The following is a 22,105-nucleotide window of genomic DNA, read 5'->3' on the forward strand; positions in this document are numbered from 1 at the left end:
TCCGCACAGTTCCCTGCCGCTGGCTTGACATGACGCAAGCCCGCGCCTGCGGCCCGGCCGAAAAATCGAAGCGTTCGCCGATCGGCCGGTGGCGAACCTCCCTTCAGCCCGGCCCAAAGGAAGACAGCGCCATGTACCACCGCATTCTTGTACCCATCGACGGCAGCCCCACTGCGGAACGCGGGTTGCGCGAGGCCATCCGCCTGGCGGCCGAGCAAAAAGGAAAACTGCGCCTGCTGCACGTCATCGACGACTTTCCGATGTTGATGGAAATGTCGACCATCTCCAGCTTCGATGCCAGCCTGCAGAAGCTGCGGGAGTACGGGGAATCCGTGCTGACGGCCGGCAAGGCCGCCGCAACGCAGTCGGAAGTCGAGGTCGACACCATCCTGCGCGAGGTCACGCGCGGACGGATTGCCGACGTCGTGATCGAGGAGGCGCAAAAAGCCGCCTGTGACCTGGTCGTGATGGGCACGCACGGCCGGCGCGGCTTCAGCCGCCTTGCGCTCGGAAGCGACGCCGATCTCGTCGTGCGCGGCAGTCCGGTGCCCGTGCTGCTGGTGCGGCAGGAAGCGGGCGGCTGATCGCAAGAGCCCAGCAATACTCATCAAGGAACAGGAATCCAATGAAATCCGATACACAGCTCAGGGCCGACATCCAGGCCGAACTCGAATGGGATCCGGCCGTCGCTTCGGCGAATGTGGGTGTCATCGTCGATCACGGGGTGGTCACGCTGACGGGCCATATCGGCAGCTATGCCGAAAAACTCGCGGTGGAACGGGCGGTGCAGCGCGTCAGCGGCGTGAAGGCGCTGGCCGTCGAAACCTCGGTGAAGCTGGCCGCCGGCTTTGAACGCACCGATGCCGACATCGCACAGGCCGCCGGACAGGCGCTCGAATGGAACGTGCAGGTGCCCCGCGACGCGGTCCGGCCGATGGTCGAGGGCGGATGGGTCACGCTGACCGGCGAAGTCGAGTGGGACTACCAGCGCCGGGCCGCGGAATCGACGGTTCGCAACCTGCTGGGCGTCACCGGCATCACGAACCTGGTGAAGATCAGGCTGCAGACGTGTTCCGCGGACGTGGAACGGCAGGTGCAGGATGCGCTCATCCGCGTGTTCCACGACGCGCCGCGGCAGGTGGCGGTCGACGTGCACGGCTCGCAGGTCGTGCTGCGCGGCAAGGTGCGTTCCTGGGCGGAGCTGGACGCGGTGCGCGGCGCCGCCTGGTCCGCGCCAGGAGTGGTTTCGGTAGTCAACGAACTGGCCGTCGAGGCCTGAGGAACAAGTCCATGCAAACCATGAAGGCTGCCGTCGTACGGGAATTCGGCCAGCCCCTGCAGATCGAGGAAGTCGCCATTCCGGAGGTCGCGCCCGGCCAGGTGCTCGTGAAGGTGGTCGCCTCGGGCGTGTGCCACACCGATCTGCACGCCGCCGATGGCGACTGGCCCGTGAAGCCTTCGCTGCCCTTCATTCCGGGGCACGAGGGCGTGGGCTTCGTCGCGGCCATCGGTGCTGGCGTCAAGGGCGTGAAGGAAGGCGACCGCGTGGGCGTGCCCTGGCTCCACACGGCCTGCGGCCACTGCGAACACTGCATCACCGGCTGGGAAACGCTGTGCGACGAGCAGCAGATGACCGGCTACACCGTCAACGGCGGCTACGCCGAATACGTGCTGGCCGACCCCGGCTACATCGGGCGGCTGCCCACCAACGTGGGCTTCACCGAGATCGCGCCGGTGCTGTGCGCAGGCGTCACGGTCTACAAGGGCCTGAAGGAGCTCGATTGCAAGCCGGGCGACTGGGTGGTGATCTCGGGCGTCGGCGGTCTCGGCCATCTGGCCGTGCAGTACGCGAAGGCCATGGGCTTCCACGTGGTGGGCGTCGACATCCATGACGGCCAGCTCCAGCTGGCGAAGTCGCTCGGCGCCGACATGGTCATCAATGCCGCCACGCAGGATCCCGTGAAGGAGCTGCAGCGCAGCCTGCGCGGCGCGCACGGCGTGCTGGTCACGGCGGTGTCGCGCAGCGCCTTCGGCCAGGCGCTGGGCATGCTGCACAAGCGCGGCACGATGGCCCTCGTCGGCCTGCCGCCCGGCGACTTTGCGCTGCCGATCTTCGACATGGTGCTCAACGCGAAGACGGTGCGAGGCTCGATCGTGGGCACACGCAAGGACCTGCAGGAAGCGCTGGAGTTCGCCGGCGAAGGCAAGGTGCGAACCGTCTGCACCGAGGACAGCCTGGACAACATCAACACCGTGCTCGACCGCATGCGGCAGGGCCGCATCGAGGGCCGCGTGGTGATGCGGATCTCCGACAGTGGGCAAGCAGAGGCTGCGCCGGCGAACCCCTGACCGCGATGCAGGCACTGGGCAGGAGCCCGAAAGCCTGCCCGGCACGAGCCAAAGTGCAAGGCGTGCGTGCTACGCTTGTACAGTTCTTAACAATGCTGTGACATTCGGCTTCGAATCCACGCTTCCCGGATGAAATCCGCCTCTCACATCGCGGTGCTCGACGACGAGATCGACATCACGCAACTGCTGGCCAGCTACCTCCAGAGCCACGGCTTTCGCGTGACCCAGCTGCACAACGGCCCTTCCTTGATGGCGCTGATGGACAGCGATCCGGCCGACCTCGTGCTGCTCGACCTCGGGCTGCCCGGCGAGGACGGCTTTTCCATTGCCCGGCGCATGCGCGAAAACTGGCGCTGCGGCCTGGTCATCGTCACCGGACGCGGCGATGCGGTGGACAAGGTCGTCGGCCTGGAAGTGGGCGCGGACGACTACGTGACCAAGCCCTTCGACCTGCGCGAGCTGGTGGCGCGGGTCAAGGCCGTGCTCAGGCGCCTGGCGCCGGGCGATGCCCCTGCCGTCCCGGCAGCCGCGCCGGCGTCCTTCGCCGCAGGGACTTCCGACCGGCTGCGCTTCGCCGGCTGGCAGCTCGATCTGGCGGCGCGCAGCCTCACGAACCCGCAGGGACAGAACGTAGCGCTCACCGGCGGCGAATTCGACCTGCTCTGCGCTTTTGCGCGCCACCCCGGGCGCGTGCTCTCGCGCGACTTCCTGCTCGAGCAGACCCGCGGGCGCGAAGCCGCTCCGTTCGACCGCACCATCGACGTGCAGGTCGGCCGGCTGCGCAAGAAGATCGAGGCCGATCCGGACGATCCGCAGATCGTCAAGTCGGTGCGGGGCGCGGGCTACATCCTGGTTCCGCCCGTCACCCAGGGCTGAGCCGATGAACCCGCCCTCTTCCCCGATCACCCCCACCCTGCCGGGACTGCCTTCGGGCGTCGAAGAGAGCAGCGTCTTCCGTTCGCTCTTCCTTTCCTATCCCGACTCGCTGCTGCTGGTCGACCAGGGCGGCCGCATCGTGCTGGCCAACCCCGCGGCAGCCAGCCTGCTGGGCTACGCGGTCGACGAACTGGTGGGCCTGAACGTCGATGCGCTCGTGCCCGACAGCATCCGCCCGCGCCACGCTTCCTACCGCGAGGCCTACGGCCGGGCGCCGCGCCCCCGGCCCATGGGCACGCAGATGGAGCTGGTCGCCAAGCGCAAGGACGGCAGCGAGGTGATGGTCGAGATCGCGCTCAGTCCGCTGCAGAGCCAGGGCCTGCCCTTCGTGGTGGCCGCCATCCGCGACATCGGCGCCTATCCCCGCGTGAAGCAGGCGCTGCAGCGGGCGCGCTACAGCGACTACCTCGCGCAACTCGGCCGGCTGGCCGTGGACACCCGCGACCTGCAGGTGGTGCTCGACCACGTGCCCGCCATGGCGGCGGAAGCGCTGGAGGTCGAGGTCGCCATGGTGCTGCTGCTGGAGAACAGCCGCCTCGAATTCCGCGTGGCCAGCGGCGTGGGCCTGGTGCCCGGAGAAGAAATCGGCGCGCGCATTGCCAGCCATGCGAACACGCCCCCGGGCTTCGTCTTTGCCGAGGGCAAGCCGGTGGTGGTGCCCGATTACGCCCAGGAGCGGCGCTTCGCGGTGCCGCAGGCGTATCTCGATGCCGGCCTGGTCAGCGCGCTGGCCGTGCCCTTCTACGACCGGGGCCGGTTCATCGGCGTGCTGGCCGTGCGATCACGCGAGGCCAAGCGCTTCGGCGACGAGGAGCTGCGCTTCCTCGAATCGCTTTCCAACCTGCTGGCCACCAGCCTGCAGCGGGTGCAGACCGAAGAGGCGCTCAGCCATGCCCAGCGGCTCGAAAGCGTCGGCCAGCTCACGGGCGGCATCGCGCACGACTTCAACAACCTGCTCACCATCATCCAGGGCAATCTGCAGGTGCTCGAAGAGCTGCCCGCCATCGCGCAGGACGGCTACGCCCAGCAGCTGGTGGGCGCCGCGGCGCGGGCCTCGCGGCGCGGCGCCGAGCTCACGGGCAAGCTGCTCGCGTTCTCGCGCCGGCAGATGCTGCAGCCCAACGCGGTGGACACGCATGCGATGCTGCACTCGCTGGCCGACATGCTACGGCGCACGCTCGACCAGCGCATCGGCATCGCGATCGACACCGCGCCGGGCTGCCCGCCGGTGCTCGCCGATCCCGGACAGCTCGAATCGGCACTGCTGAACATTGCCATCAACGCGCGCGACGCCATGCCCGAAGGCGGCACGCTGCACTTTCGCGCCGAAGCCTGTGGCGCGCTGCCACCCGAGGTGCACAACGAACTCAGCGACCATGATGCACACGGCAGCTTCGTTGCCATTTCGGTGGCCGACAGCGGCACGGGCATGACCGAGGAAGTGAAGGAGCGCGCCTTCGAGCCCTTCTTCACGACCAAGGAAGCCGGCCGCGGCACCGGCCTGGGCCTGAGCACGGTGTACGGCTTCGTGAAGCAGTCCAAGGGCGCGGTGGCCATCGCCACGCAGCCGGGCGCAGGCACGACCGTGACGCTCTATCTTCCCCAGCTGTACGAGCCGGTCCCCGCGGCGCCGGAGGAAGAAGACGGCGAGCAGGCGGTTCCCGCCGGCCTGCGGGTCATGCTGGTCGAGGACGACGCCGAAGTGCGCCGCGTCGTCCACACCTTCCTCGTGACGCTCGGCTGCAGCGTGGTGACCGCGGCCAATGCCGAGCAGGCCCTGCTGAGCATGGAAACGGATGCGGATTCCTTCGACGTGCTGCTCAGCGACATCGCGCTCGGGCCCGGCATGCGCGGAACCCGGCTCGCCGCCGAGGCGCAGCAGCGCTTTCCGCGGCTCGCCATTCTCCTGATGTCCGGTTTCTCGTCGGAGCTGCTCGACGCCGACCGCGACGTGCCGCAAGGCTGGGAGCTGCTGCGCAAGCCCTACACGCGCGGCGAACTCGCGCGTGCCCTGGCCAGGGTGCTGGCGGCCGCACGGCCTTAGCCGGCGGCTGCAGCCCCTTCACAGCTCCCGCGATTCGCGGTATTCCGGAACAGTGCACGGCCAGCCGTAGCGCTCCTCGATCGCCAGCCGCAGCGCATCGGCGGCCACGGGCTCCCCGTGCGTCACGAACACACGCCGCGGCGCTTTCTGCGGCGAGAGCCAGGCCAGCAGCTGTTCGCGGTCGGCATGGGCGGACAGGGTCTCGAGGTTCGCCACTTCGGCGCGGACCGGCACGTAGCTGCCATGGATCTTGACCGAATCCGCACCGCCCACCAGCGCCGCGCCGCGGGTGCCCGCAGCCTGGAAACCCGCGAACAGGATCGTGTTGCGCGCATCGGGCGCGTAGGCTTTCAGGTGATGCAGCACGCGGCCGCCGGCGGCCATGCCGCTGGCCGACACGATGATCGATGGAGAGCTCAGCCTGTTCAGGCGCTTGGATTCTTCCAGCGTGTTGACGATGATGGTCTTGCCGCTCATCTCGGCGCATTGCTCGGCGCTCATGCGGTGCTCGTCCAGGTGCGCCTTGTAGAGGCGCGTGGCATCCGCGGCCATGGGGCTGTTCAGGTACACCGGCATGTCCGGGATGCGGCCTTCGCGCTTGAGCAGCTGGATGCAGTGCAGCAGGGTCTGGGCGCGGCCCACCGCGAAGGCCGGCACCACCAGCACCCCGCCACGCGCGGCCGTGCGGTTGATCACCGCGGCCAGTTCGCCGAGCGTATCCGCCTGCAGGTGCCGGCGGTTGCCATAGGTGGACTCCACCACCACGTAGTCCGCCGGCGCGGCCTGCTGCGGCGGCCGCATCACCAGGTCGTCGCTGCGGCCCAGGTCGCCCGAGAACAGGATGCTGCCTTCCTCCCATGCCACGCGCACGCTGCCCGCGCCCAGGATGTGGCCGGCGCGCGCGAGCCGCCATGACCAGCCCTGCCAAGGCGAGCATTCTTCGTCGAAGGCGACGCATTCGAAGCGCTTCAGCGCGGCACGCGCTTCCTGCTCGGTGTAGAGCGGCAGCGCCGGCTTGTGCTTCGAGAACCCGTGCCGGTTGGAAAAGTCGGCTTCTTCCTCTTGCAGCCGGCCCGAATCGGGCAGCAGCAGCTCGCACAACTCGCGCGTGGCGGCCGTGCAATACACCTTTCCATCGAAGCCGAGCTTCACGAGCCGCGGCACGAAGCCGCTGTGGTCCATGTGGGCGTGCGTCAGCAGCACGGCGTCGATGGCCGACGCGTCGAAGGGCAGCGCGTCCCAATTGCGCAGCCGCAGCTGCTTGAGCCCCTGGAACAGACCGCAGTCCACCAGCAGCCGCCGGCCTTCGTGCGTCAGCAGGTACTTGGAACCGGTCACGGTGCCGGTGCCCCCCAGGAAATCGATGCGCATGGCTGCTCCTGCAGTTGGGACAGTTCGCCGTCAGTGCGACATCAGCACCGGCAGCGTCATCGACTCGAGCATCGTGCGCGTGGCGCCGCCCAGTATCCATTCGCGCGCCCGGCTGTGGCCGTAGCAGCCCATCACGAGCATGCCCGCGCCAAGATCCGCAGCCAAGGACAGCAGCCGGTTGCCGGCGTCCCCTTCGCCGCTGCCGTCCGCATGCGGCGAGACATCGGCAACCCCCTGCCCGGCAAGATAGCGCTGCAGCTGCTTCAGGGATGCTCCGGCGTCCTCGCCATAGCAGGCCGCGTGGACCCGCGAGGCAGTGCGCAGCCAGGGCAGCGCGGCCGACACCGCGCGCGCGGCCTCGGGGGTTTCCTTCCATGCCAGCAGCACGGTGCCGGGCGCCGCAACCAGCGGCCCCGCATAGGGCAGCACCAGTGCGGGCCGTCCGCTTTCCACCAGCAGGTGCGGCAGGAAGTCGCCGGGCAGTTCGGAGGCCATGGGATCTTCAGGATGGCGCTGCCCCAGGATCACCAGGTCGGCGTACAGGGCGCGGCGGGCGAAGCCCCATGGCGCGTCGCTCTCCTGTTCGGTCCAGTGCATGCGGGGCGAGCCGGCGGCCTGGGCCGTGAAGCTCGCGTACATCCTGTCCCGCGCGGCCTTGTCGCTCTGCTGCATGATCGCGACGGCCTCTGCAGCGCCCTCCAGCGCGAACGGATAGCGCATGAGCGCGGGCAGGGTGCACGGCGCACCCGTCACTTGCGCGTCGAAAGCCTCGGCCAGGCTGCGCGCGAAGGCGATTCGCTCCGCGGTGCGCGCCGAGCCGTCGAGGTGCAGGAGAATCGATTTGGGGGTCTGCATGGCGGGAGCTCCTTAGGAAATGCGGCCCATGTGGCGACCCATGTGCGGGCGTATTCGCAGACCTTAGGCTCCGCGGACGGCGCGGGCCTTGCGCCATATCAATCCGGGCGACGGCAGCGTCATCCGGCCTGCCAAAAAATGGCTTCTCTCGGGCCTTTTGTCCATTTTTGCTATTTTTGCCATAATGGCGCCAAAGGAGCACCCCATGGCCGCCATCCTGCCCAATCTCGATGAACTGCCGCGTCAGAACGCATCCCAGGTCAAGAACCGCTGGGGCGACGTGGTCCGCCAGGTCCAGAAGACCGGCAGCCTGGCCGTGACCAACCATTCGACGGTGGAGATGGTGCTGCTGACCGCGGCCACCTACAACCAGCTGGTGGAAGACGCACAGGCGCTCAAGGCGCGCGAGCAGTCGGTGCTCGACGAACTCGGGCGCCGCTTCGACGTGCGCCTGGGCGTGCTGCAGCAGCCCGAAGCGGCCGCGCAGGTGGGCAAGCTGTTCGCCGCCAAGGGCAAGCTCGGGCGCCGTCCCAAGGCAGGCGACACCTTCTGATGGCGGCGGCCGCCCGCCCCTTCATCCTGGTGCTGGCCGGCGTCAACGGTGCGGGCAAGAGCTCGGTCGGCGGCGCCCTGCTCGCCGAGCACGGCCTGACCTGGTTCAACCCGGACACCTGCGCGCGGGAGCTCATCGCGCAGCTCGGACTCACGCCCGAAGAGGCGAACGCCCGCGCATGGAACCTCGGCCGCGAGCGGCTGGAGGCCGCGATCTCGCAGCGTTCCAACTACGCCTTCGAGACCACGCTGGGCGCGAGCACCATTCCCGCGCTGCTCGCGCGCGCCGCGTCGAGCCACGACGTGGTCATGATCTTCTGCGGGCTCTCTTCGCCCGAGCAGCACATCGCCCGCGTGCGGGCGCGCGTGGCGCGCGGCGGCCACGACATTCCGGAGGCCAAGATCCGCGAGCGCTGGATCGCCTCGCGCGCCAACCTCATCAAGCTGCTGCCCAAGCTCACGCGGCTGCAGGTCTTCGACAACAGCGCGGAGGCACCGCCCGGCGGCGACATTGCGGACCCGGTGCTGGTGCTCGAACTGAGCGCGGGCGAGCCCGTCTTTCCGCAGCCGGGCGACCTGGCCGCGCTCGCGGCCACGCCGGCCTGGGCACGGCCCATTGTTCAGGCGGCGATCGAGCTGCTGGGCTGACGCGTTGCCGCGGCGCGTGCCCCGGCAGCCGGTCGCACCGTGCCCGGGCTTCTAGTCATAGCATCCATGCGCCAGCAAGGTGACGCGGTAGATGCGGTCTTCCAGGAAACTGTAGAGCACGTGGACGTCGCAAAGCTCGGTGCGCCACAGCTGATAGCCGTCGACGTCGCTCAAGGCCTCCTTGAACGGGCGCGATGCGGCCTTGGCCATCGCAACATCCAGGGTATCGCTCATCCGCAAGCCCCACGGCAGGGGACCTGCGTAGCCGGTGCTCTGAAAGTCCAGGTCTGCGCGGTAGCGCAGTCCACTCAGACAGGGTTCGGCATTTCGGGGAGCGCCGGGCACGGTGTCAGCCATCTCCGCGCCCGGCTTGAAATAAAGCTCGATGCCGAGCTCCTCCGAGCAGTCGGCCTCGCCGTACTCCGCGATCTCGCGGGCCCTTCGGGCCAGGGAAAAAGGCGCGAAATGCGCGTCATGCTGCAACTCGGCCAGAGGTCGCCCGAATTGCCTTGCCAGCTGCTCGGGTGATGGCACGGCAATGACGGGCGCCTGCGCCACGCGAGGCCGCGTCATCGTCACGAGCTTGAGCCGCCCCGTGCCGCGCTCGAAGCTCACATCGACCTCGGCCTGCGCCGACGACCACCGCGCCTTCGAGACGTTCAGCCCGACTCGCCAGAGCTCCGCCGGCTGGCCCAGGCGCTGCAGCACGTCGCCAGCAATGTCGTCCGCGTGAAGCGCAAGCGGCAGGCTTCCCGCATACGGGGTCCATCGCGGATGAAAGTGCAAAAGCAGCGAGACCCGGCTCAGTATCAGGCCGCCCTTGCCGGAAGGTGCCCCGTAGCACGCTTCGTGGCTGCCAGGATCGGTAAAGAACAGGTAGATGCCTTGCGCCGGATTCATCAGGGACAGGCGGTGATCCGTTCGAGCCTTCTTCAGATCTTCGTCATCCATCCAGTCGAGTTGCTCCCAACCTTCGACCAGCGCTTGCACCCGGGCGTCCTCCCAGGCGCGGCCCAGCAGGTAGTTGGCGGCTTCGAAAGCGCTGGCCTGGCTGTTCATCGATCGAACCGGTGCGCGCAAGGCTTTACTTGAAGGGGACCGAGAACGAAATGTTCTTCACCGAACCATCGTCCCGGTACGTTGTGCGCACCTGCAGCCCGTCCTTGATCCATTGGTCCCACTCCACCACATCGTCTTCTTCCTCGGTTTGCTGCGGGGCACCGAATTCGCGAAGCGCATCTTCCCGATTGGCGATCGGGCCCTTGCTGAAGGGAATCGGCCCCGCATAGGGCTTGAAGGTCTTGCTGCCCGCGCCATAGGCAAACGCGGCCACCAGGATCGCCTCGCCCGCATCCTTGGGCGTGCCGTAGGTCTCGATGTAGTCCTCTCGCTCATTGAATGTCAGCGCCAGGCCCTTGTCGTGGAGTTCGATGCCCTCCATGCCCTGCACGCGAAGCTTCTTCTTGGAAATCGAGCCGATGTCCGAGCCGGCGGATTTCAGCAGCTGCGCGAGCCCTGCATCCAGCTCTGAAGCACCAAAGAAAGGCAATAGTTCATTCAGCGTCATGGTCGTTCCTGCTCCTGTCCTGTTCAGTCTTCCGATGCGGATTTCATGGTCTTCTTGAGCCATTTCTTCCAGTCATCGTTGGTCATGTCCGTGATTTTCCTGGCGGCATCGCGATAGGCCCCCTTGCAGCCGGGATCGTATTTGTCGATGGCGTCCAAAATCTTATCGGTGTTCTCCTTGGCGGCCCGCTGCAGATCCGACGCGTCCCGCGCGGGACGCTTCACGCCGTCGACACTCTGATGCTGCCGCCCGCCATAGGTTTCGCTGTGCTTTTGATGAAGCTGGGCCGGTATCGCAATGGTCGGCGCGTTGTCGACGACGGCCTTGATTTCCGCGGGCGTCAGGGCCGCGCCCTTGGTCTGGCGGGCCGCCTTCAGCAGCGCTGCCTGGGACGGCACGTGATCCCAGTTCATCCCGGCATTGTCGTGATTGTTGCGATCCTTGTAAGGACCTTGCTGTCCGCACTTCGGCTTGGGCTTGACCTTCTTCTTGACCTGCGTGTCGTTGTTCTTCGACCCGCCGCCGCCGGTCTGCGCCTCTTTTCCGGTCTTCTTTGCAGCCGCTTCCTCGAGTTCCCTTGCGGTCTTCTTCGCAAGACCTTCGGCAACTTCCTTTTCCGCCTCCTTGAGGGCCATCTTGCCGCCGGCATAGGCCAGCTTGCCGGCCTTGGCGGCGGCTCCGCCGCCGGGGATCAGATTGGCGGCGGCCGAAACCCCGGAGATCGCCGCATTGGCGTAGTCGCCCTCGGCCGCGTAGATGCCCGCATTGAGGCCGTCCGAGAAGATCCCGACGACCGGAATGGCACCTCCGACGTCGAGCACCGTGTGCACCACCGAGCTGCCCCAGCTGCCCCACCAGCCCTCTTCCTTGGGCGTCTCGGCCTGCACGGGCGGGTTGGCCTGCGCCGCCTGGACTTTCGCCGAAGGCGTCTCCCCCACCACGGCGCCGACGGTGTTGCCGTTGGCGTTCGTGCCGGGCTTGCGGATCTTGGGCGGGTGGTATTCGGGAAGATCGAGATCCGGATTCCGGCGCCGGTACTCGTCGTATTCGTCATAGCTCAGATAGCGATCTGAAATCCGCTCTCCAAGTCCGTCCTGGCCAATCCATTCCTGAACATTGACTGTGTCTGCATTCGGCTGAACGTTCAGCGTATTGCCATTTGGAAGTGCTCGGGCAATCTTCCCTCTGCCAACGTTGAGGGTTACGACCACCGCTATCTCCCATTCATCCAGAAGAGATCGTCATGGCGCACGACCAGCTTGCCCTCGGCACGCACGGTGCTGCTGTGATCCTTCGGATAGCACTTGCCCTGCACGGTCCCGCTCTTGACGCCCTTGGCGGTTCCGGCGGCATCGCCGATCGTCGTGGGGACGATGCTCATGTCGTAGACCACCACCGGATGTCCGTTCGCGCGCACGCTCCTGGCGATGCCCGTCGTGGCCTGGAGCTGCGCCGTCACCGGATAAGGAACCGGCGGAATCGAACTGCCCATGGGGGTCTTGCAGAAGTCGGGGGCGATGCTCACGACCTTCCAACCTCCCTGCTTGCGCGCGACGACGTTGGCGCTCATCGCACGGGCTCCGGCACACCGGTTCCGGCCGCACGCGCAGGGCGAACCAGCGGCGCCTGCGGGTCGGTCTCGAACCGCGCCTCGGCGACGCGCAGCGGCGCATCGGCCGGAAGGCACAGCCGATGCACCAGCGTGAGCGTCAGCTGCTGCGCATCCACCAGCAGCGTGTCGGTCATCATCGGCATAGGCACGAGCGCGCCGCTGTCGAGCCGCAGCAGCACGAGGGCGCGATGCCCCGGCAGCGCCACCGAGAGATGGCCGTCCGGCGTCAGGGCCGGATCGGTGAGGTTCCACAGATCGATCCGGGCGTCGGGCGACAGATAGGGAACCTGCTGATCGGCCGGCGCCGCATTCCAGTAGCCAAAGTCGAAATCCCCGGGCAGCCCCGGATGGCGGTGTTGCAGCCATTGCTCGTCGCAGGTGCCGGCCAGAGCGAGCCGCGGCGCCCATGCCCGCCCGACCACGCCGAGCCCCGCGGGGGCCTGGCCGTAGCGGCCGGCCGCCTGGGCCATGGCGCGCGCGTCCTGGGGGCCATCCGCATGCCGCGCGACCACCGGCTGCTGCAGGCAGATGCCGGCCGGTTCGATCTGGGGCGCCAGCAGCCGCTCGACGTCCGGCCGTCCCGCCTTGCGCGCCTGCTCGAGGTAGCCCTGCTCGATCCAGCCTTGGCCGAGCGGGTTGGAAAAGCACACCTCGTCTCGAAGGGGCGGCTCGCCTTCGGGCGCATCGGCCTTGCGCAGCAGGCTGCGGCCACCGAAGGCATGCTCCCAGCGCATCGGCAGGCTGGCAATGGGTTCGGAATGGGTGCGGGCCCACTCGCGCCCGCCGCGCCGGTACAGCACGGCCGGGCCGCGAACCGACAGCCTCTTGTCGAGCACCGTGTGGAGCGTGGACAGGGCCAGCGTCCAGCGCTTCGCGTCGTCCCACTCCTGCTGCTGGCGCGGCGTCAATCGCGCGCCAGGGTGCAAGGGCCTCGGCGGCTCGGGCGGCCGCATCCACTGGCGCCTGGAGGCCACCTTGAGGCGCACTTCCCATTCGGAAGCCGCCATGCCGCCAGGCGCATGCGCCGTGGCATTGAGGATCACGTCGCAGCGCGGCTTGTACGGTGCCAGGTCGCTTTCCTCGCGCGGGCTGGAGGCGCCGACCTCGCCCCAGTATTCATCGGCCAGCGTCAGCGGCGCGGGATCATCGTCGTCGACCCATGCCTTCCAGCGGCCCGAGGCATCGCGCCGCAGCCGATAGCCGACCTTCATCGCAATGACGCGGTAGCCGCGATCGGCCTGATCGACAGCGCGAAAGCACAGCGCATCGAAGGGCGTGAGATTGCGAAACTCCACGGAGCGCGCTCAATTGAGATCGATGTCCTTGCCGCTGACCTGCACCGGCCCGCTGGCAGAGAAGTCGAACGACGAGCCGTTGATGGTGACCATGCCATCCGAGGTCATGACCAGCGAGCTCTTGCCGCACACCAGCTGGATGCGGTCGCCGGCCTGCAGGGTCAGCGTCTGGCCCACGTCCACGCGCTTGGACTGCCCGACCTGCTCGGTCTGCATCAGCGCCACGCTGGTGTTCATTGCCGCGCCCACCGACACCTGGTAGCCCAGGCCGATGGTCAGCGCCTTGGCAAGGCCGATGGTCTCGGCCTTGGCCAGGGCCACCGTCTCGGCCTTGTTGCCGCCGATGGTCACCACGCGGTTGTCGCCGATGTCGATGGTCTCGTTCATGCCCACCGTCTCGGTGCGATTCATGCCGATGCCGATGGTCTCGTTCAGGTCGACGGTCTCGGTGCGGTTCTTGTGCACCGTGATGGTCTCGTCGAGGTCCACGGTCTCGGTGCGGTTCTTGTGGATCGTGATCGTCTCGTTGCCGTCGACCGTCTCGGTGCGGTTGTTGTGCACGGTGATGGTTTCGTCGTGGTCGACGGTCTCCGTGCGGTCGTGCTTCACATGCACGGTCTCGTCGTGGTCGATGGTCTTGGTGCGGTCGTTGCCCACCCAGTGCGTCTCGTCGCGCTCGACCTCGATGTCCTGGTTGCGCTCCGCATGCAGCCACAGCTGCTCCTGGCCCTTCTTGTCCTCGAAGCGCAGCGCGTTGGCGTTGGCATCGGTCGCGCCTTCGGAGCTGCGCGTGAGCAGCCCGCTTTGCGTGGCGTTGTCCGGCAGGGTCCACGGCGGCATGTTGTCGGCGTTGTAGACGCGTCCCGTGACGATGGGCCGGTCGGGATCGCCGTTCTCGAAGTCGACGATCACCTCCTGGCCGATGCGCGGAATCTGGATGCCGCCGAAGTTGGTGCCGGCCCAGGGCGAGGACACGCGCACCCAGCACGAGCTGTTCTCGTCCTTCGTGCAGTAGCGGTTCCAGTGGAAGCTGAGCTTCACGCGGCCGTATTCGTCGGTCCAGATCTCGCGCCCGGCCGGGCCGGTGACGATCGCCGTCTGCGGGCCGGTGGTGCGCGGCCTGGGCACCGGCGGCGCCGGTGCGCGGAACACCTTGCTCGCCGGGACCACCTCGAAATCGACGCGGCACTCGAACTCCTGCTGCGCGCTGGCATCGCCCACATCCTGCAGCCGCAGGCGGGCGTCCGTCACCAGGTACTGGCGGTTCGACTCGTTCTGGGGATGGCGCTCCAGCGTGACGAGGCAGCCCGGCACCACCGCGCGCAGGTTGCCCGAGCCGCTGGCGCGCTCGCCCTGGCTGCCGGTCTCTTCCATGCGCGTGCGCACCAGCTGCTCGCCTTCGGACTCCACCACATAGTCGCCCGGCCAGCCGTAGCGCTCCCAGGTGGCCTGCGCCGTCTTGCGCGGCATGGCGCTGACCTGCTGCAGCTCGGCCTTGGGGCGCTTGAAGTCGAAGTCGCTGGTCACCCAGCGGCCGCTTTGCAGCGCCTCGCAGGCATTGAAGCGGTCGCAGTGCTCCTCGCGCACGGTGGCTTCCGCTGCATGGAAGGGAATGCGCTGGTAGCCTGCATGGGCAAAGGGCTGGTGCGACGCCATGTCGTCGACGATGACCAGCCTGTGGCTGCTCTCTTCGTGCTCGAAAAAGAAGTACAGGCCCCACTCGTGCAGCAGCCGCGCGACGAAGTCGTGGTCGCTCTCGCCGTACTGCACCTGGAACTCGCGCGCCGGATAGCTGCGCGTCGCCCGCACGTCGAAGGGCAGGCCGTACTTGCCGAGCACCTCGCGCACGATGTCCAGCACGTGCTGGTTCTGGAAGATGCGGTAGTCGCTGGTGCGCGTGGCCAAGGTGAGCCAGGGCTCGATCACGGCTTCGTACAGCGCGCGCCGGTTCTCCAGGCGCAGGAAGCGCACGCGCGTCACGAGGCCCGAGAGGTGGCGCTGCTGCGGGCCCGCGCCCGGGCGCCCGTCGAGCACGATGTGCGCGGTGAGCGCCTCGCCCACCAGCTGCTTGATGGCCACGTTGGCGGCCTGGCGCTCGTTGTAGCCGGGCTGCTCGGGCGTGGCCAGCGTCAGGGTGTAGTGGAACAGCCTGCTGAGCCCTTCGTCGCCTTCGATGGCGATGGGCTCCAGGGCCGGCTCGCCGCCCAGCATGGGCATGGCCGACGATGAAATGCTGAGAACACGCGCCAGCTGCGCGGAAGCTGTCGGCATGGGATCCGGATCAATCAGGCTTCCCGGTTTTCCTTGATGTTCCAGGCCAGCACGGTCTCGGCGCCCTTGCCGCCCTTGTCGGTCTGCTCCCAGTACTGCTGCTTGACCTTGGCCGCCTGGAAGGCGAACTGCACCAGCACCGCATCACCGCCCTGCTCCGCCGAGTACTGCACCGAGGTGACCAGCACTTCTTCCAGCGTGACGCGCGTGTATTCGATCTGCGAGCCCCCGGCCTTGCACACCGACACTTCCACCTTGCTCAGGTGTTTGCCGCTCGCGCAGTTCTTCATCACCGACGGCGCCGCCTTGTCGATGCGTGCGAGCACCTGCAGGTCGTTGAAGCTCGCCTTGCCCACACCGCCCCCGCCGCCGCTGACCATGTTGCCAGGCTGCGTGGCTCCCCATGCGAACGACTTGATATCCGTCCAGTCCTTGTGGTTCGAGTCCTTGGATTCGCCGTTCGCGCCCTCGACGCGCATGAACATGTCTACTGCCATGGTGATTTCTCCTGAGGTCGTTGAGAGTCATTGCTCAGCCGTGACTCTAGTAAGGGTCCGTTACTCGTGCATGACCAAAACTGTCCTCAAGATTTTTTTAAAACTCGTTCGTGAATTTTTTCCGTCAGCAATACGAAGTAATTTCCGGTGCGATATTGCTTTTGAATTATTTTTTCGGCGCCTTCATTCATGCGAATTGCAGGATCGCCGCAGCTCGTCGTAGCCCTTCTGCGTGATGGTCAGCACCTGCGCGGCTTTCTCGATGCCCGAGAGAGTCAGTGGGCGCGAGGGTGCGGGAACGAATGCAACCACCAGTCCGGCGGCTCTCAGAATCCTGACCCTGTCGATGTCTTCAGGCGAGGTGATCGATTTGGGCAGGCGGGTCGATGCGATGCTTCGGAGCAGGTCCATGGTCATGGCAATCTCCTTCCTTGTTCAGTGATCGCCCTGATGTGCGATCGATGAAGAGGATGCCGCCGGCCTCGAGGACCCGCACTGCAGGCGGGCGCCAAAGGCAACCTCTACCAGCGCCGACGAGCATCCATTGCAGTATTGCCCACCGGCGTGAAGGACAGATGACTTTGCGATGGACGGCCGCGCACTGCGGAGTAACCGAGCGAAACTCATCCACCCGGCTGGCGCGTGCGTTTTTTCACGCGTTGCGCATCCATCCAGCTGCATGCATTGCTACTTTCGTGTGCTGACGCGGCGGCATGCGATAAAGCGAGGCCCGACGATCGGTTCGTGCCAGTTGCTGGCGCCCATTTCCTCCCTCATTCTTCAACTCATGAGTTCCAAGCAAATCATCACCGACCACGACCTCTGGCGCAAAGGCATGGGAGGCGCGCCCGCCGGACTGGTCGGGCAGGCCGACAGCTTTGCCTATGCCGGCCTCGATCTCAACCTGGCCCAGTTCGCCAATTCCACTTTCAATGGCAGCAGCTTCACGGCCACCACCTTCAGGCAGGCGGTCTGGCGCTCCTGCGGGTTCACGGGCTGCAACTTCTCCGGTTGCGACTTGGAGAGCATCGCCCTCACCGACTGCGTCTTCACCCACTGCGTGTTCTCCCAATCCCAGTTTCGGCAGAGCCGGCTCAGCGGTTGCCGATTCAGCAACTGCCAGTGGGAGGGGCTGAATTTCGACGGCAGCCACTGGACCCGGGTTGCCATCCTGGGCTGCACCGGAACCACCGTACAGGCCGACGGCCTGTTCGGCGAGCAGGTCGACTTCACGGGCAGCAACTTCGAGCAACTGGAATTCCGCAACGCCCGGATCAACTGACGCACCTTCTTTCCAGGATGCAGGGCGCTATATTGCGAACAGCCGACGCCACGCGTCGCGCAAGAGCAAACCAGGAGATGTTTTTTTGGACCTGCGCGACCTGCAGTACTTCGAGGTCATTGCCGAACTCGAGCACATGGGCCGCGCCTCGGAACGGCTGCACCGCACGCAGCCTGCGCTGACGAGCTGCGTCAAGCGCCTGGAGGAGGCCTGCGGCGCGGCCCTGTTCGAGCGAACGGGCCGCGGCATCCGCCTCACGGCCGCCGGCAAGGCCTTGCTCAAGTGGGCGCAGCGCACGCGCTTTGACGTGGAGAGCGCGCGCCGCGAGATCGGCGACATCGGCCGCGGCCTGGCCGGCAACATCCGCATCGGCATCGTGCCCACGGCCGCACAGTTCCTGCTTCCGCCGGCGGCGCGTGAGCTGATGGGCGAGGCGCCGGGCATCACGCTGCGCACGACGGTGGCGCTGGGCGACATCCTGACGCCGCTGCTGCGGGCCGGCGAGATCGACCTGATGGTCGGCACGGAGGGCACGCAGGAGCCTGGCTTCACCTCGAAGCTGCTCGCCGAGGACCCGATCGTCGTTGCCGCGACCAGCTCGCACGAGATCTTCAAGAAGGCCAGGCCCACGCTCAAGGACCTGGCCGGCTACCGCTGGGTGCTGCAGCCGCCCGGCGCGCCAACGCGCGACTGGCTGGACCAGACCTTCGACCGCAGCCACCTGCCGCGGCCCCAGGTGCAGGTGGAAAGCACGATGCTGCTGATGCTGCCGAGCCTGATCGACGAGACCGGCCTGCTGAGCTTCATCTCGCGGCTGCACCTGCAGGAAGGCCGCTCGGGCGCGGCGCTGCGCGAGGTCAAGGTCCGGGGCGTGACCATGCGCCGGCGCATGGTCGTCACCTACCGAGAGAGCGGATACCTCTCGCCGGCAGCGCAGCGCCTGGTGGTGCTGCTGGCCAGGCACGGGCGTTTTCGATCGCGCTGATACCCCAAGCAGCATTTATCGATTCCAAGAAATTATCGATTGGACCGCTAGCCAACCAGCGCGAATACTTGCCTCCATCGAACGCACCGGACCCGCTTCACAGGGCCGGGCAGTTCGGCCACAGGAGACAAGTTCATGCCCTCATTCCCGCTTCGTGCCGGCGCTTCGCGTCGTCGTCTCGCCATCGCCGCCGCAGCACTGGTTGCCGGCGCCACCCTCCTCGCACCCGTCGGCGCCTTTGCGCAGGGCTCCTATCCGTCGCGGCCGATCCGGCTGATCGTGCCGTTCCCAGCCGGGGGCGGCACCGACCTGATTGCGCGTGAAGTTGCCAACAAGGTCGCCACCAGCAACGGCTGGTCGATCGTCATCGACAACAAGCCCGGCTCGGGCGGCAACCTCGGGGTCGATGCGGCCGCCAAGGCGGCGCCCGACGGCTACACGCTGGTGCTCGGCCAGACCAGCAACCTGGCGATCAATCCCACGCTCTACGCCAGGCTGCCCTACAACCCCGAGAAGGATCTGGCGCCGATCGGCCTCGTTGCCAGCGCACCGCTGGTGCTGGTGGTGGCGGCCGACTCGCCGTACAAGACATTGGCCGACGTGGTGGCCGCAGCCAAGGCCAGGCCCGAGGCGCTCAACTACGCGAGCTCTGGCAGCGGCACGGTGGCGCACCTGGCGACCGAGCTCTTCCAGAAGACCGCCGACGTCAGGTTCACGCACGTGCCCTACAAGGGCGCCGCGCAGGGATCGACCGACCTGATCGGCGGCCAGATCCAGATGTACATGTCCTCGGTGCCGACGCTGATCGGACACATCAAGAGCGGCAAGATGCGCCCGATCGTCGTCACCTCGCGCAAGCGCACCGCCGACCTGCCGAGCGCGCCAACGGTGGACGAGTCGGGCTACAAGGGCTTCGAGGCCGCGACATGGTTCGGCGTTGCGGGCCCGGCCGGCCTGCCGAAAGACGTGGTCACAAGGCTCAACGCGGCGTTCAACAAGGCGCTGCAAGACCCCGAGGTCAAGCGCAAGCTCGCGAGCCAGGGCGCCGAGGTGAAGGGCAGCACGCCGGAGGAGTTCGGCGCCTACATCCGCGAAGAAACGGTGCGCTGGGGCAAGGTCGTCAAGGACTCGGGCGCCAAGGTCGATTGAGGCGCACGCCGCACCGAACTCCCCTCTTCATTCCTCCAAGAGAAACCATGTCCTCCAACCCTCCCGACATCATTCGCAATTTCGAGCGCGTGCCCGCGCACATCGTGGCGCAGGCCGCGCAATTCCAGCCCGCCATCCTGGCCGACGTGGCCGGCCGCCGCGGCGCGATGCATGGCCGCATCCAGGCGCTGCGCCCGCGCATGAAGCTGGCCGGCCCCGCCTTCACGGTGGAGGTGCGCCCCGGCGACAACCTGATGATCCACGCCGCCATCGCGATGGCCAGGCCCGGCGACGTGCTGGTGATCGACGGCAAGGGCGACCAGGGCTCGGCGCTCATGGGCACCATCATGATGACGGCCTGCCAGAAGCTCGGCATCGCGGGCGTGGTGATGGACGGCGCCTGCCGCGACAGCCTCGAGATCGACGAGATGGACTACCCCGTGTTCTGCGTGGGCACCAACCCGAATGGCCCGACCAAGAACATCGCGGGGCGCATCGGGCATCCCATCTCGGTCGGAGACGTCACCGTGCGCTCGGGCGACTTCGTGATTGCCGACGGCGACGGCGTGGTGGTGGTGGAGCGCGAGAAGATCGAGGCGCTGCTGCCCGCTGCGGCCCGCAAGGTCAGCGACGAGGCCGCACGCATTGCCGCCATCAAGGAAGGCGACACCGCGGCCAAGTGGCTCAACAGCGCGCTGCGCACGGCCGGCGTGCTCAAGGAGGGAGAGGCCCTGTGAGCATCATCCTTGTGACCGGCGCCGACCTCGCGCCGCAGGCCATCGCACTGCTCGAGGGCCACGAGATCGTCTACGCCGGCAAGACGCCGACCGAGGACGACCTGGTGGCGCTGTGCCGCGCGCACGACCCCGTGGCCATCATCGTGCGCTACGGCAAGGTCGGCGCCGCGGTGATGGACGCGGCGCCCTCGCTGCGCGTGATCTCCAAGCACGGCAGCGGCACCGACACCATCGACAAGGCCGCAGCCCAGGCGCGCGGCATCGAGGTGGTCGCGGCCGTGGGCGCGAACGCCGCCGCGGTGGCCGAGCAGGCGCTGGCCCTGCTGCTGGCCTGCGCCAAGTCGGTGGTGGCGCTGGACGCGCGCATGCATGCCGGCCACTGGGACAAGGCCACGCACAAGAGCCTCGAGCTCGGCGGCCGCACCATCGGGCTGATCGGCCTGGGTGCGATCGGACTGCGCTTTGCCCGCATGGCCGATGCGCTGGGCATGCGCGTGATCGGCTTCGATCCCTATGCCGCGAATCTTCCGCCCCATGTGACGGCCGTCGATCTGCCAGCGATCTGGCGGGAGTCCGATGCGATCTCGCTGCACTGCCCGCTGACGGAAGACAACCGCGGCCTGGTCAACGCCGACACGCTGGCCCGGTGCAAGCGCGGCGTGATCCTGGTGAACACCGCGCGCGGCGGCCTCGTCGACGAGGCGGCGCTGCTGGCCGCGGTGCGCTCGGGCCAGGTCGGCATGGCGGGCCTGGACAGCTTTGCGGTCGAGCCCATGGCCGCCGGCCATCCGTTCCAGGGCGAGAAGAACTTCGTGCTGAGCCCGCACATCGGCGGCGTGACCAGCGATGCCTATGTGAACATGGGCGTCGGTGCGGCGAAGAACGTGTTGCAGGTGCTCGCGCGGCAGGCGGCCACGAACTGAACACCGCTTCCAACAACGAGAGACAAGCTATGAAGATCCATCTGGCGACGGTGTCGCTGGCCGTTTCAATGGGGCTGTGCGCGGCACTGCCCGCCGCTGCACAGACCGCGTGGCCCGCCAAGCCGGTACGAATCCTTGTGGGCTTTTCCGCGGGCGGCCCGACCGACGCCGTCGCGCGCGCCTTCGCCGAGCATGCCGCACGCGCGCTCGGCCAACCTTTCGTGGTCGACAACAAGCCAGGCGCCAACACGATCCTGGCGGCGGAAGCCGTGGCCGCAGCCGCACCGGATGGCTACACCTTGCTGCTGGGCGCGACCAACCACACGATGATCCCGGCGCTCTACAGCCATCGGGTGAAATTCGATGCGGTCCATTCGTTCGCCCCGGTGTGCTCGCTGGCAGTGAGTCCGACGGTGCTGGTGGTCGGGCCGACGATGGCCGCCAACACGGTCAGCGAGTTTCTGCGGGAGGTGAAGGCAGCGCCCGGCAAGCGCACCTATGCCACGCCGGGAAGCGGCAGCTCCGGCCATTTCGCGAGCGAACAGTTCACGCGGCTGACCGGCACCTCGATGAACCACATTCCCTACAAGGGCGCAGCCCAGGCCATGACCGACCTGATGGGCGGACAGGTGGACAGTTCCTTTGCAACCCTGGGGTCGGTCCTCCCGCAGGTGCAGGCCGGCAAGCTGCGCGCACTCGCGGTCGCCGCGCCCAAGCGTTCGGCACTGCTACCGGGCGTGCCGACCTTCGAGGAGGCCGGCATCAAAGGCTACTCCGCCGACGCCTGGTATGGCCTGCTGGCACCTGCGCAAACGCCGCCGCAGGTCCTGGCCGCGCTGCGGCGCGTGGCGACCGAGTTTGCCAGCGCGCCCGCGACGGTGGAGAAGTTCCGGATGCTTGGAATGGAAGCGCGGAGCACTTGTGCCGGCGAGTTCGGCGCGCAGCTCGCCAACGAAGTGAAAGCCTATGGCGAGCTCGCACGCGCCCTCGACCTGAAAGCAGAGTGAGCGGATGCGCTGCGCTCTTGCTCCT

At 67.4% G+C, this 22,105-nt stretch carries 23 protein-coding genes; 13 read left to right on the forward strand and 10 right to left on the reverse strand.

Annotated elements, in window-relative coordinates:
• Positions 1-131 precede the first annotated feature (131 nt).
• The 5 genes from VPA02S_RS17160 (at position 132) to VPA02S_RS17180 (ending at position 5,329) form a co-directional block, all read left to right on the forward strand.
• A complete protein-coding gene (locus VPA02S_RS17160) occupies positions 132-584 on the forward strand; it encodes a universal stress protein (protein WP_062364902.1) in 453 nt (150 codons plus the stop codon).
• Between the two features lie 41 nt (positions 585-625).
• On the forward strand, positions 626-1,279 hold the full coding sequence (locus VPA02S_RS17165; protein WP_062364903.1) for a BON domain-containing protein: 654 nt from the start codon (positions 626-628) through the stop codon (positions 1,277-1,279).
• Between the two features lie 11 nt (positions 1,280-1,290).
• The gene (adhP, locus tag VPA02S_RS17170) at positions 1,291-2,349 is read left to right on the forward strand and encodes an alcohol dehydrogenase AdhP (RefSeq protein ID WP_062364904.1); all 1,059 of its coding nucleotides are present in this window, start codon (positions 1,291-1,293) and stop codon (positions 2,347-2,349) included.
• Between the two features lie 129 nt (positions 2,350-2,478).
• Positions 2,479-3,225 (forward strand): response regulator, encoded by a 747-nt coding sequence (locus VPA02S_RS17175; protein ID WP_062364905.1) that lies wholly within the window; start codon positions 2,479-2,481, stop codon positions 3,223-3,225.
• A gap of 4 nt (positions 3,226-3,229) precedes the next feature.
• The gene (locus tag VPA02S_RS17180; protein WP_062364906.1) at positions 3,230-5,329 is read left to right on the forward strand and encodes a PAS domain S-box protein; all 2,100 of its coding nucleotides are present in this window, start codon (positions 3,230-3,232) and stop codon (positions 5,327-5,329) included.
• Between the two features lie 18 nt (positions 5,330-5,347).
• Here the strand turns inward: VPA02S_RS17180 and VPA02S_RS17185 are convergent, their stop codons facing one another.
• Both VPA02S_RS17185 and VPA02S_RS17190 read right to left on the reverse strand, forming a co-directional pair.
• On the reverse strand, positions 5,348-6,700 hold the full coding sequence (locus tag VPA02S_RS17185) for an MBL fold metallo-hydrolase (RefSeq protein WP_062364907.1): 1,353 nt from the start codon (positions 6,698-6,700) through the stop codon (positions 5,348-5,350).
• A 30-nt stretch (positions 6,701-6,730) separates the two neighbouring features.
• A complete protein-coding gene (locus tag VPA02S_RS17190; protein WP_062364908.1) occupies positions 6,731-7,555 on the reverse strand; it encodes a universal stress protein in 825 nt (274 codons plus the stop codon).
• A gap of 205 nt (positions 7,556-7,760) precedes the next feature.
• On the opposite strand from VPA02S_RS17190, the gene VPA02S_RS17195 reads away from it, so the two are divergent.
• Complete coding sequence (locus VPA02S_RS17195) at positions 7,761-8,108, forward strand: type II toxin-antitoxin system prevent-host-death family antitoxin (RefSeq protein ID WP_062364909.1); 348 nt, start codon at positions 7,761-7,763, stop codon at positions 8,106-8,108.
• Positions 8,108-8,755 carry an ATPase gene (locus VPA02S_RS17200; protein ID WP_062364910.1) on the forward strand — a complete coding sequence of 216 codons (648 nt, stop codon included), beginning with the start codon at positions 8,108-8,110 and terminating at the stop codon, positions 8,753-8,755. Before VPA02S_RS17195 ends, VPA02S_RS17200 begins: the two co-directional genes overlap by 1 nt.
• 51 nt (positions 8,756-8,806) lie before the next feature.
• On the opposite strand, the gene VPA02S_RS17205 is transcribed toward VPA02S_RS17200, so the two are convergent.
• The 8 genes from VPA02S_RS17205 to VPA02S_RS17240 all read right to left on the reverse strand — a co-directional run bounded on the left by VPA02S_RS17205 (position 8,807) and on the right by VPA02S_RS17240 (position 16,414).
• Positions 8,807-9,814 carry a hypothetical protein gene (locus VPA02S_RS17205; protein WP_062364911.1) on the reverse strand — a complete coding sequence of 336 codons (1,008 nt, stop codon included), beginning with the start codon at positions 9,812-9,814 and terminating at the stop codon, positions 8,807-8,809.
• Positions 9,815-9,839: 25 nt separating this feature from the next.
• Entirely contained in the window at positions 9,840-10,322 is a 483-nt protein-coding gene (locus tag VPA02S_RS17210) for a hypothetical protein (RefSeq protein WP_062364912.1), read from the reverse strand.
• Positions 10,323-10,345: 23 nt separating this feature from the next.
• Positions 10,346-11,533 carry a hypothetical protein gene (locus VPA02S_RS17215; RefSeq protein WP_155736590.1) on the reverse strand — a complete coding sequence of 396 codons (1,188 nt, stop codon included), beginning with the start codon at positions 11,531-11,533 and terminating at the stop codon, positions 10,346-10,348.
• Positions 11,534-11,535: 2 nt separating this feature from the next.
• On the reverse strand, positions 11,536-11,892 hold the full coding sequence (locus VPA02S_RS17220; protein WP_062364914.1) for a DUF4150 domain-containing protein: 357 nt from the start codon (positions 11,890-11,892) through the stop codon (positions 11,536-11,538).
• Positions 11,889-13,229, reverse strand: coding sequence for a DUF2169 family type VI secretion system accessory protein (locus VPA02S_RS17225; RefSeq protein ID WP_062364915.1), 1,341 nt, complete (start codon positions 13,227-13,229; stop codon positions 11,889-11,891). The genes VPA02S_RS17220 and VPA02S_RS17225 overlap by 4 nt, the downstream gene beginning before the upstream one ends.
• A 9-nt stretch (positions 13,230-13,238) precedes the next feature.
• Positions 13,239-15,500: a type VI secretion system Vgr family protein gene (locus VPA02S_RS17230; protein ID WP_062364916.1), complete on the reverse strand. Its 2,262-nt coding sequence runs from the start codon at positions 15,498-15,500 to the stop codon at positions 13,239-13,241.
• A gap of 14 nt (positions 15,501-15,514) precedes the next feature.
• Positions 15,515-15,997, reverse strand: coding sequence for an Hcp family type VI secretion system effector (locus VPA02S_RS17235; RefSeq protein ID WP_012745360.1), 483 nt, complete (start codon positions 15,995-15,997; stop codon positions 15,515-15,517).
• A gap of 183 nt (positions 15,998-16,180) precedes the next feature.
• Complete coding sequence (locus tag VPA02S_RS17240; RefSeq protein WP_062364917.1) at positions 16,181-16,414, reverse strand: hypothetical protein; 234 nt, start codon at positions 16,412-16,414, stop codon at positions 16,181-16,183.
• Between the two features lie 370 nt (positions 16,415-16,784).
• Here VPA02S_RS17240 and VPA02S_RS17245 point away from each other — a divergent pair, with 370 nt between their 5' ends.
• The 6 genes from VPA02S_RS17245 (at position 16,785) to VPA02S_RS17270 (ending at position 22,080) form a co-directional block, all read left to right on the forward strand.
• A complete protein-coding gene (locus VPA02S_RS17245) occupies positions 16,785-17,279 on the forward strand; it encodes a pentapeptide repeat-containing protein (RefSeq protein ID WP_062364918.1) in 495 nt (164 codons plus the stop codon).
• Positions 17,280-17,364: 85 nt separating this feature from the next.
• The gene (locus tag VPA02S_RS17250; protein WP_062364919.1) at positions 17,365-18,264 is read left to right on the forward strand and encodes a LysR family transcriptional regulator; all 900 of its coding nucleotides are present in this window, start codon (positions 17,365-17,367) and stop codon (positions 18,262-18,264) included.
• A gap of 135 nt (positions 18,265-18,399) precedes the next feature.
• A complete protein-coding gene (locus tag VPA02S_RS17255; RefSeq protein WP_062364920.1) occupies positions 18,400-19,413 on the forward strand; it encodes a Bug family tripartite tricarboxylate transporter substrate binding protein in 1,014 nt (337 codons plus the stop codon).
• Between the two features lie 47 nt (positions 19,414-19,460).
• On the forward strand, positions 19,461-20,150 hold the full coding sequence (locus tag VPA02S_RS17260) for an RraA family protein (protein ID WP_062364921.1): 690 nt from the start codon (positions 19,461-19,463) through the stop codon (positions 20,148-20,150).
• Complete coding sequence (locus tag VPA02S_RS17265) at positions 20,147-21,073, forward strand: NAD(P)-dependent oxidoreductase (RefSeq protein WP_062364922.1); 927 nt, start codon at positions 20,147-20,149, stop codon at positions 21,071-21,073. The genes VPA02S_RS17260 and VPA02S_RS17265 overlap by 4 nt, the downstream gene beginning before the upstream one ends.
• 29 nt (positions 21,074-21,102) lie before the next feature.
• The gene (locus tag VPA02S_RS17270) at positions 21,103-22,080 is read left to right on the forward strand and encodes a tripartite tricarboxylate transporter substrate binding protein (RefSeq protein WP_062364923.1); all 978 of its coding nucleotides are present in this window, start codon (positions 21,103-21,105) and stop codon (positions 22,078-22,080) included.
• Positions 22,081-22,105: the final 25 nt, after the last annotated feature.

Origin of the sequence: Variovorax paradoxus NBRC 15149 (assembly GCF_001591365.1) — a bacterium.
In the GTDB taxonomy this organism is placed as follows: domain Bacteria; phylum Pseudomonadota; class Gammaproteobacteria; order Burkholderiales; family Burkholderiaceae_C; genus Variovorax; species Variovorax paradoxus.

What these genes read in the sequence shown, in the direction of transcription:
- VPA02S_RS17160 (WP_062364902.1), top strand. Translation starts at nt 132, where the DNA reads ATGTACCACCGCATTCTTGTACCCATCGACGGCAGCCCCACTGCGGAA.
- VPA02S_RS17165 (WP_062364903.1), top strand. Translation starts at nt 626, where the DNA reads ATGAAATCCGATACACAGCTCAGGGCCGACATCCAGGCCGAACTCGAA.
- adhP (WP_062364904.1), top strand. Translation starts at nt 1,291, where the DNA reads ATGCAAACCATGAAGGCTGCCGTCGTACGGGAATTCGGCCAGCCCCTG.
- VPA02S_RS17175 (WP_062364905.1), top strand. Translation starts at nt 2,479, where the DNA reads ATGAAATCCGCCTCTCACATCGCGGTGCTCGACGACGAGATCGACATC.
- VPA02S_RS17180 (WP_062364906.1), top strand. Translation starts at nt 3,230, where the DNA reads ATGAACCCGCCCTCTTCCCCGATCACCCCCACCCTGCCGGGACTGCCT.
- VPA02S_RS17185 (WP_062364907.1), bottom strand. Translation starts at nt 6,700, where the DNA reads ATGCGCATCGATTTCCTGGGGGGCACCGGCACCGTGACCGGTTCCAAG.
- VPA02S_RS17190 (WP_062364908.1), bottom strand. Translation starts at nt 7,555, where the DNA reads ATGCAGACCCCCAAATCGATTCTCCTGCACCTCGACGGCTCGGCGCGC.
- VPA02S_RS17195 (WP_062364909.1), top strand. Translation starts at nt 7,761, where the DNA reads ATGGCCGCCATCCTGCCCAATCTCGATGAACTGCCGCGTCAGAACGCA.
- VPA02S_RS17200 (WP_062364910.1), top strand. Translation starts at nt 8,108, where the DNA reads ATGGCGGCGGCCGCCCGCCCCTTCATCCTGGTGCTGGCCGGCGTCAAC.
- VPA02S_RS17205 (WP_062364911.1), bottom strand. Translation starts at nt 9,814, where the DNA reads ATGAACAGCCAGGCCAGCGCTTTCGAAGCCGCCAACTACCTGCTGGGC.
- VPA02S_RS17210 (WP_062364912.1), bottom strand. Translation starts at nt 10,322, where the DNA reads ATGACGCTGAATGAACTATTGCCTTTCTTTGGTGCTTCAGAGCTGGAT.
- VPA02S_RS17220 (WP_062364914.1), bottom strand. Translation starts at nt 11,892, where the DNA reads ATGAGCGCCAACGTCGTCGCGCGCAAGCAGGGAGGTTGGAAGGTCGTG.
- VPA02S_RS17230 (WP_062364916.1), bottom strand. Translation starts at nt 15,500, where the DNA reads ATGCCGACAGCTTCCGCGCAGCTGGCGCGTGTTCTCAGCATTTCATCG.
- VPA02S_RS17235 (WP_012745360.1), bottom strand. Translation starts at nt 15,997, where the DNA reads ATGGCAGTAGACATGTTCATGCGCGTCGAGGGCGCGAACGGCGAATCC.
- VPA02S_RS17240 (WP_062364917.1), bottom strand. Translation starts at nt 16,414, where the DNA reads ATGACCATGGACCTGCTCCGAAGCATCGCATCGACCCGCCTGCCCAAA.
- VPA02S_RS17245 (WP_062364918.1), top strand. Translation starts at nt 16,785, where the DNA reads ATGAGTTCCAAGCAAATCATCACCGACCACGACCTCTGGCGCAAAGGC.
- VPA02S_RS17255 (WP_062364920.1), top strand. Translation starts at nt 18,400, where the DNA reads ATGCCCTCATTCCCGCTTCGTGCCGGCGCTTCGCGTCGTCGTCTCGCC.
- VPA02S_RS17260 (WP_062364921.1), top strand. Translation starts at nt 19,461, where the DNA reads ATGTCCTCCAACCCTCCCGACATCATTCGCAATTTCGAGCGCGTGCCC.
- VPA02S_RS17270 (WP_062364923.1), top strand. Translation starts at nt 21,103, where the DNA reads ATGAAGATCCATCTGGCGACGGTGTCGCTGGCCGTTTCAATGGGGCTG.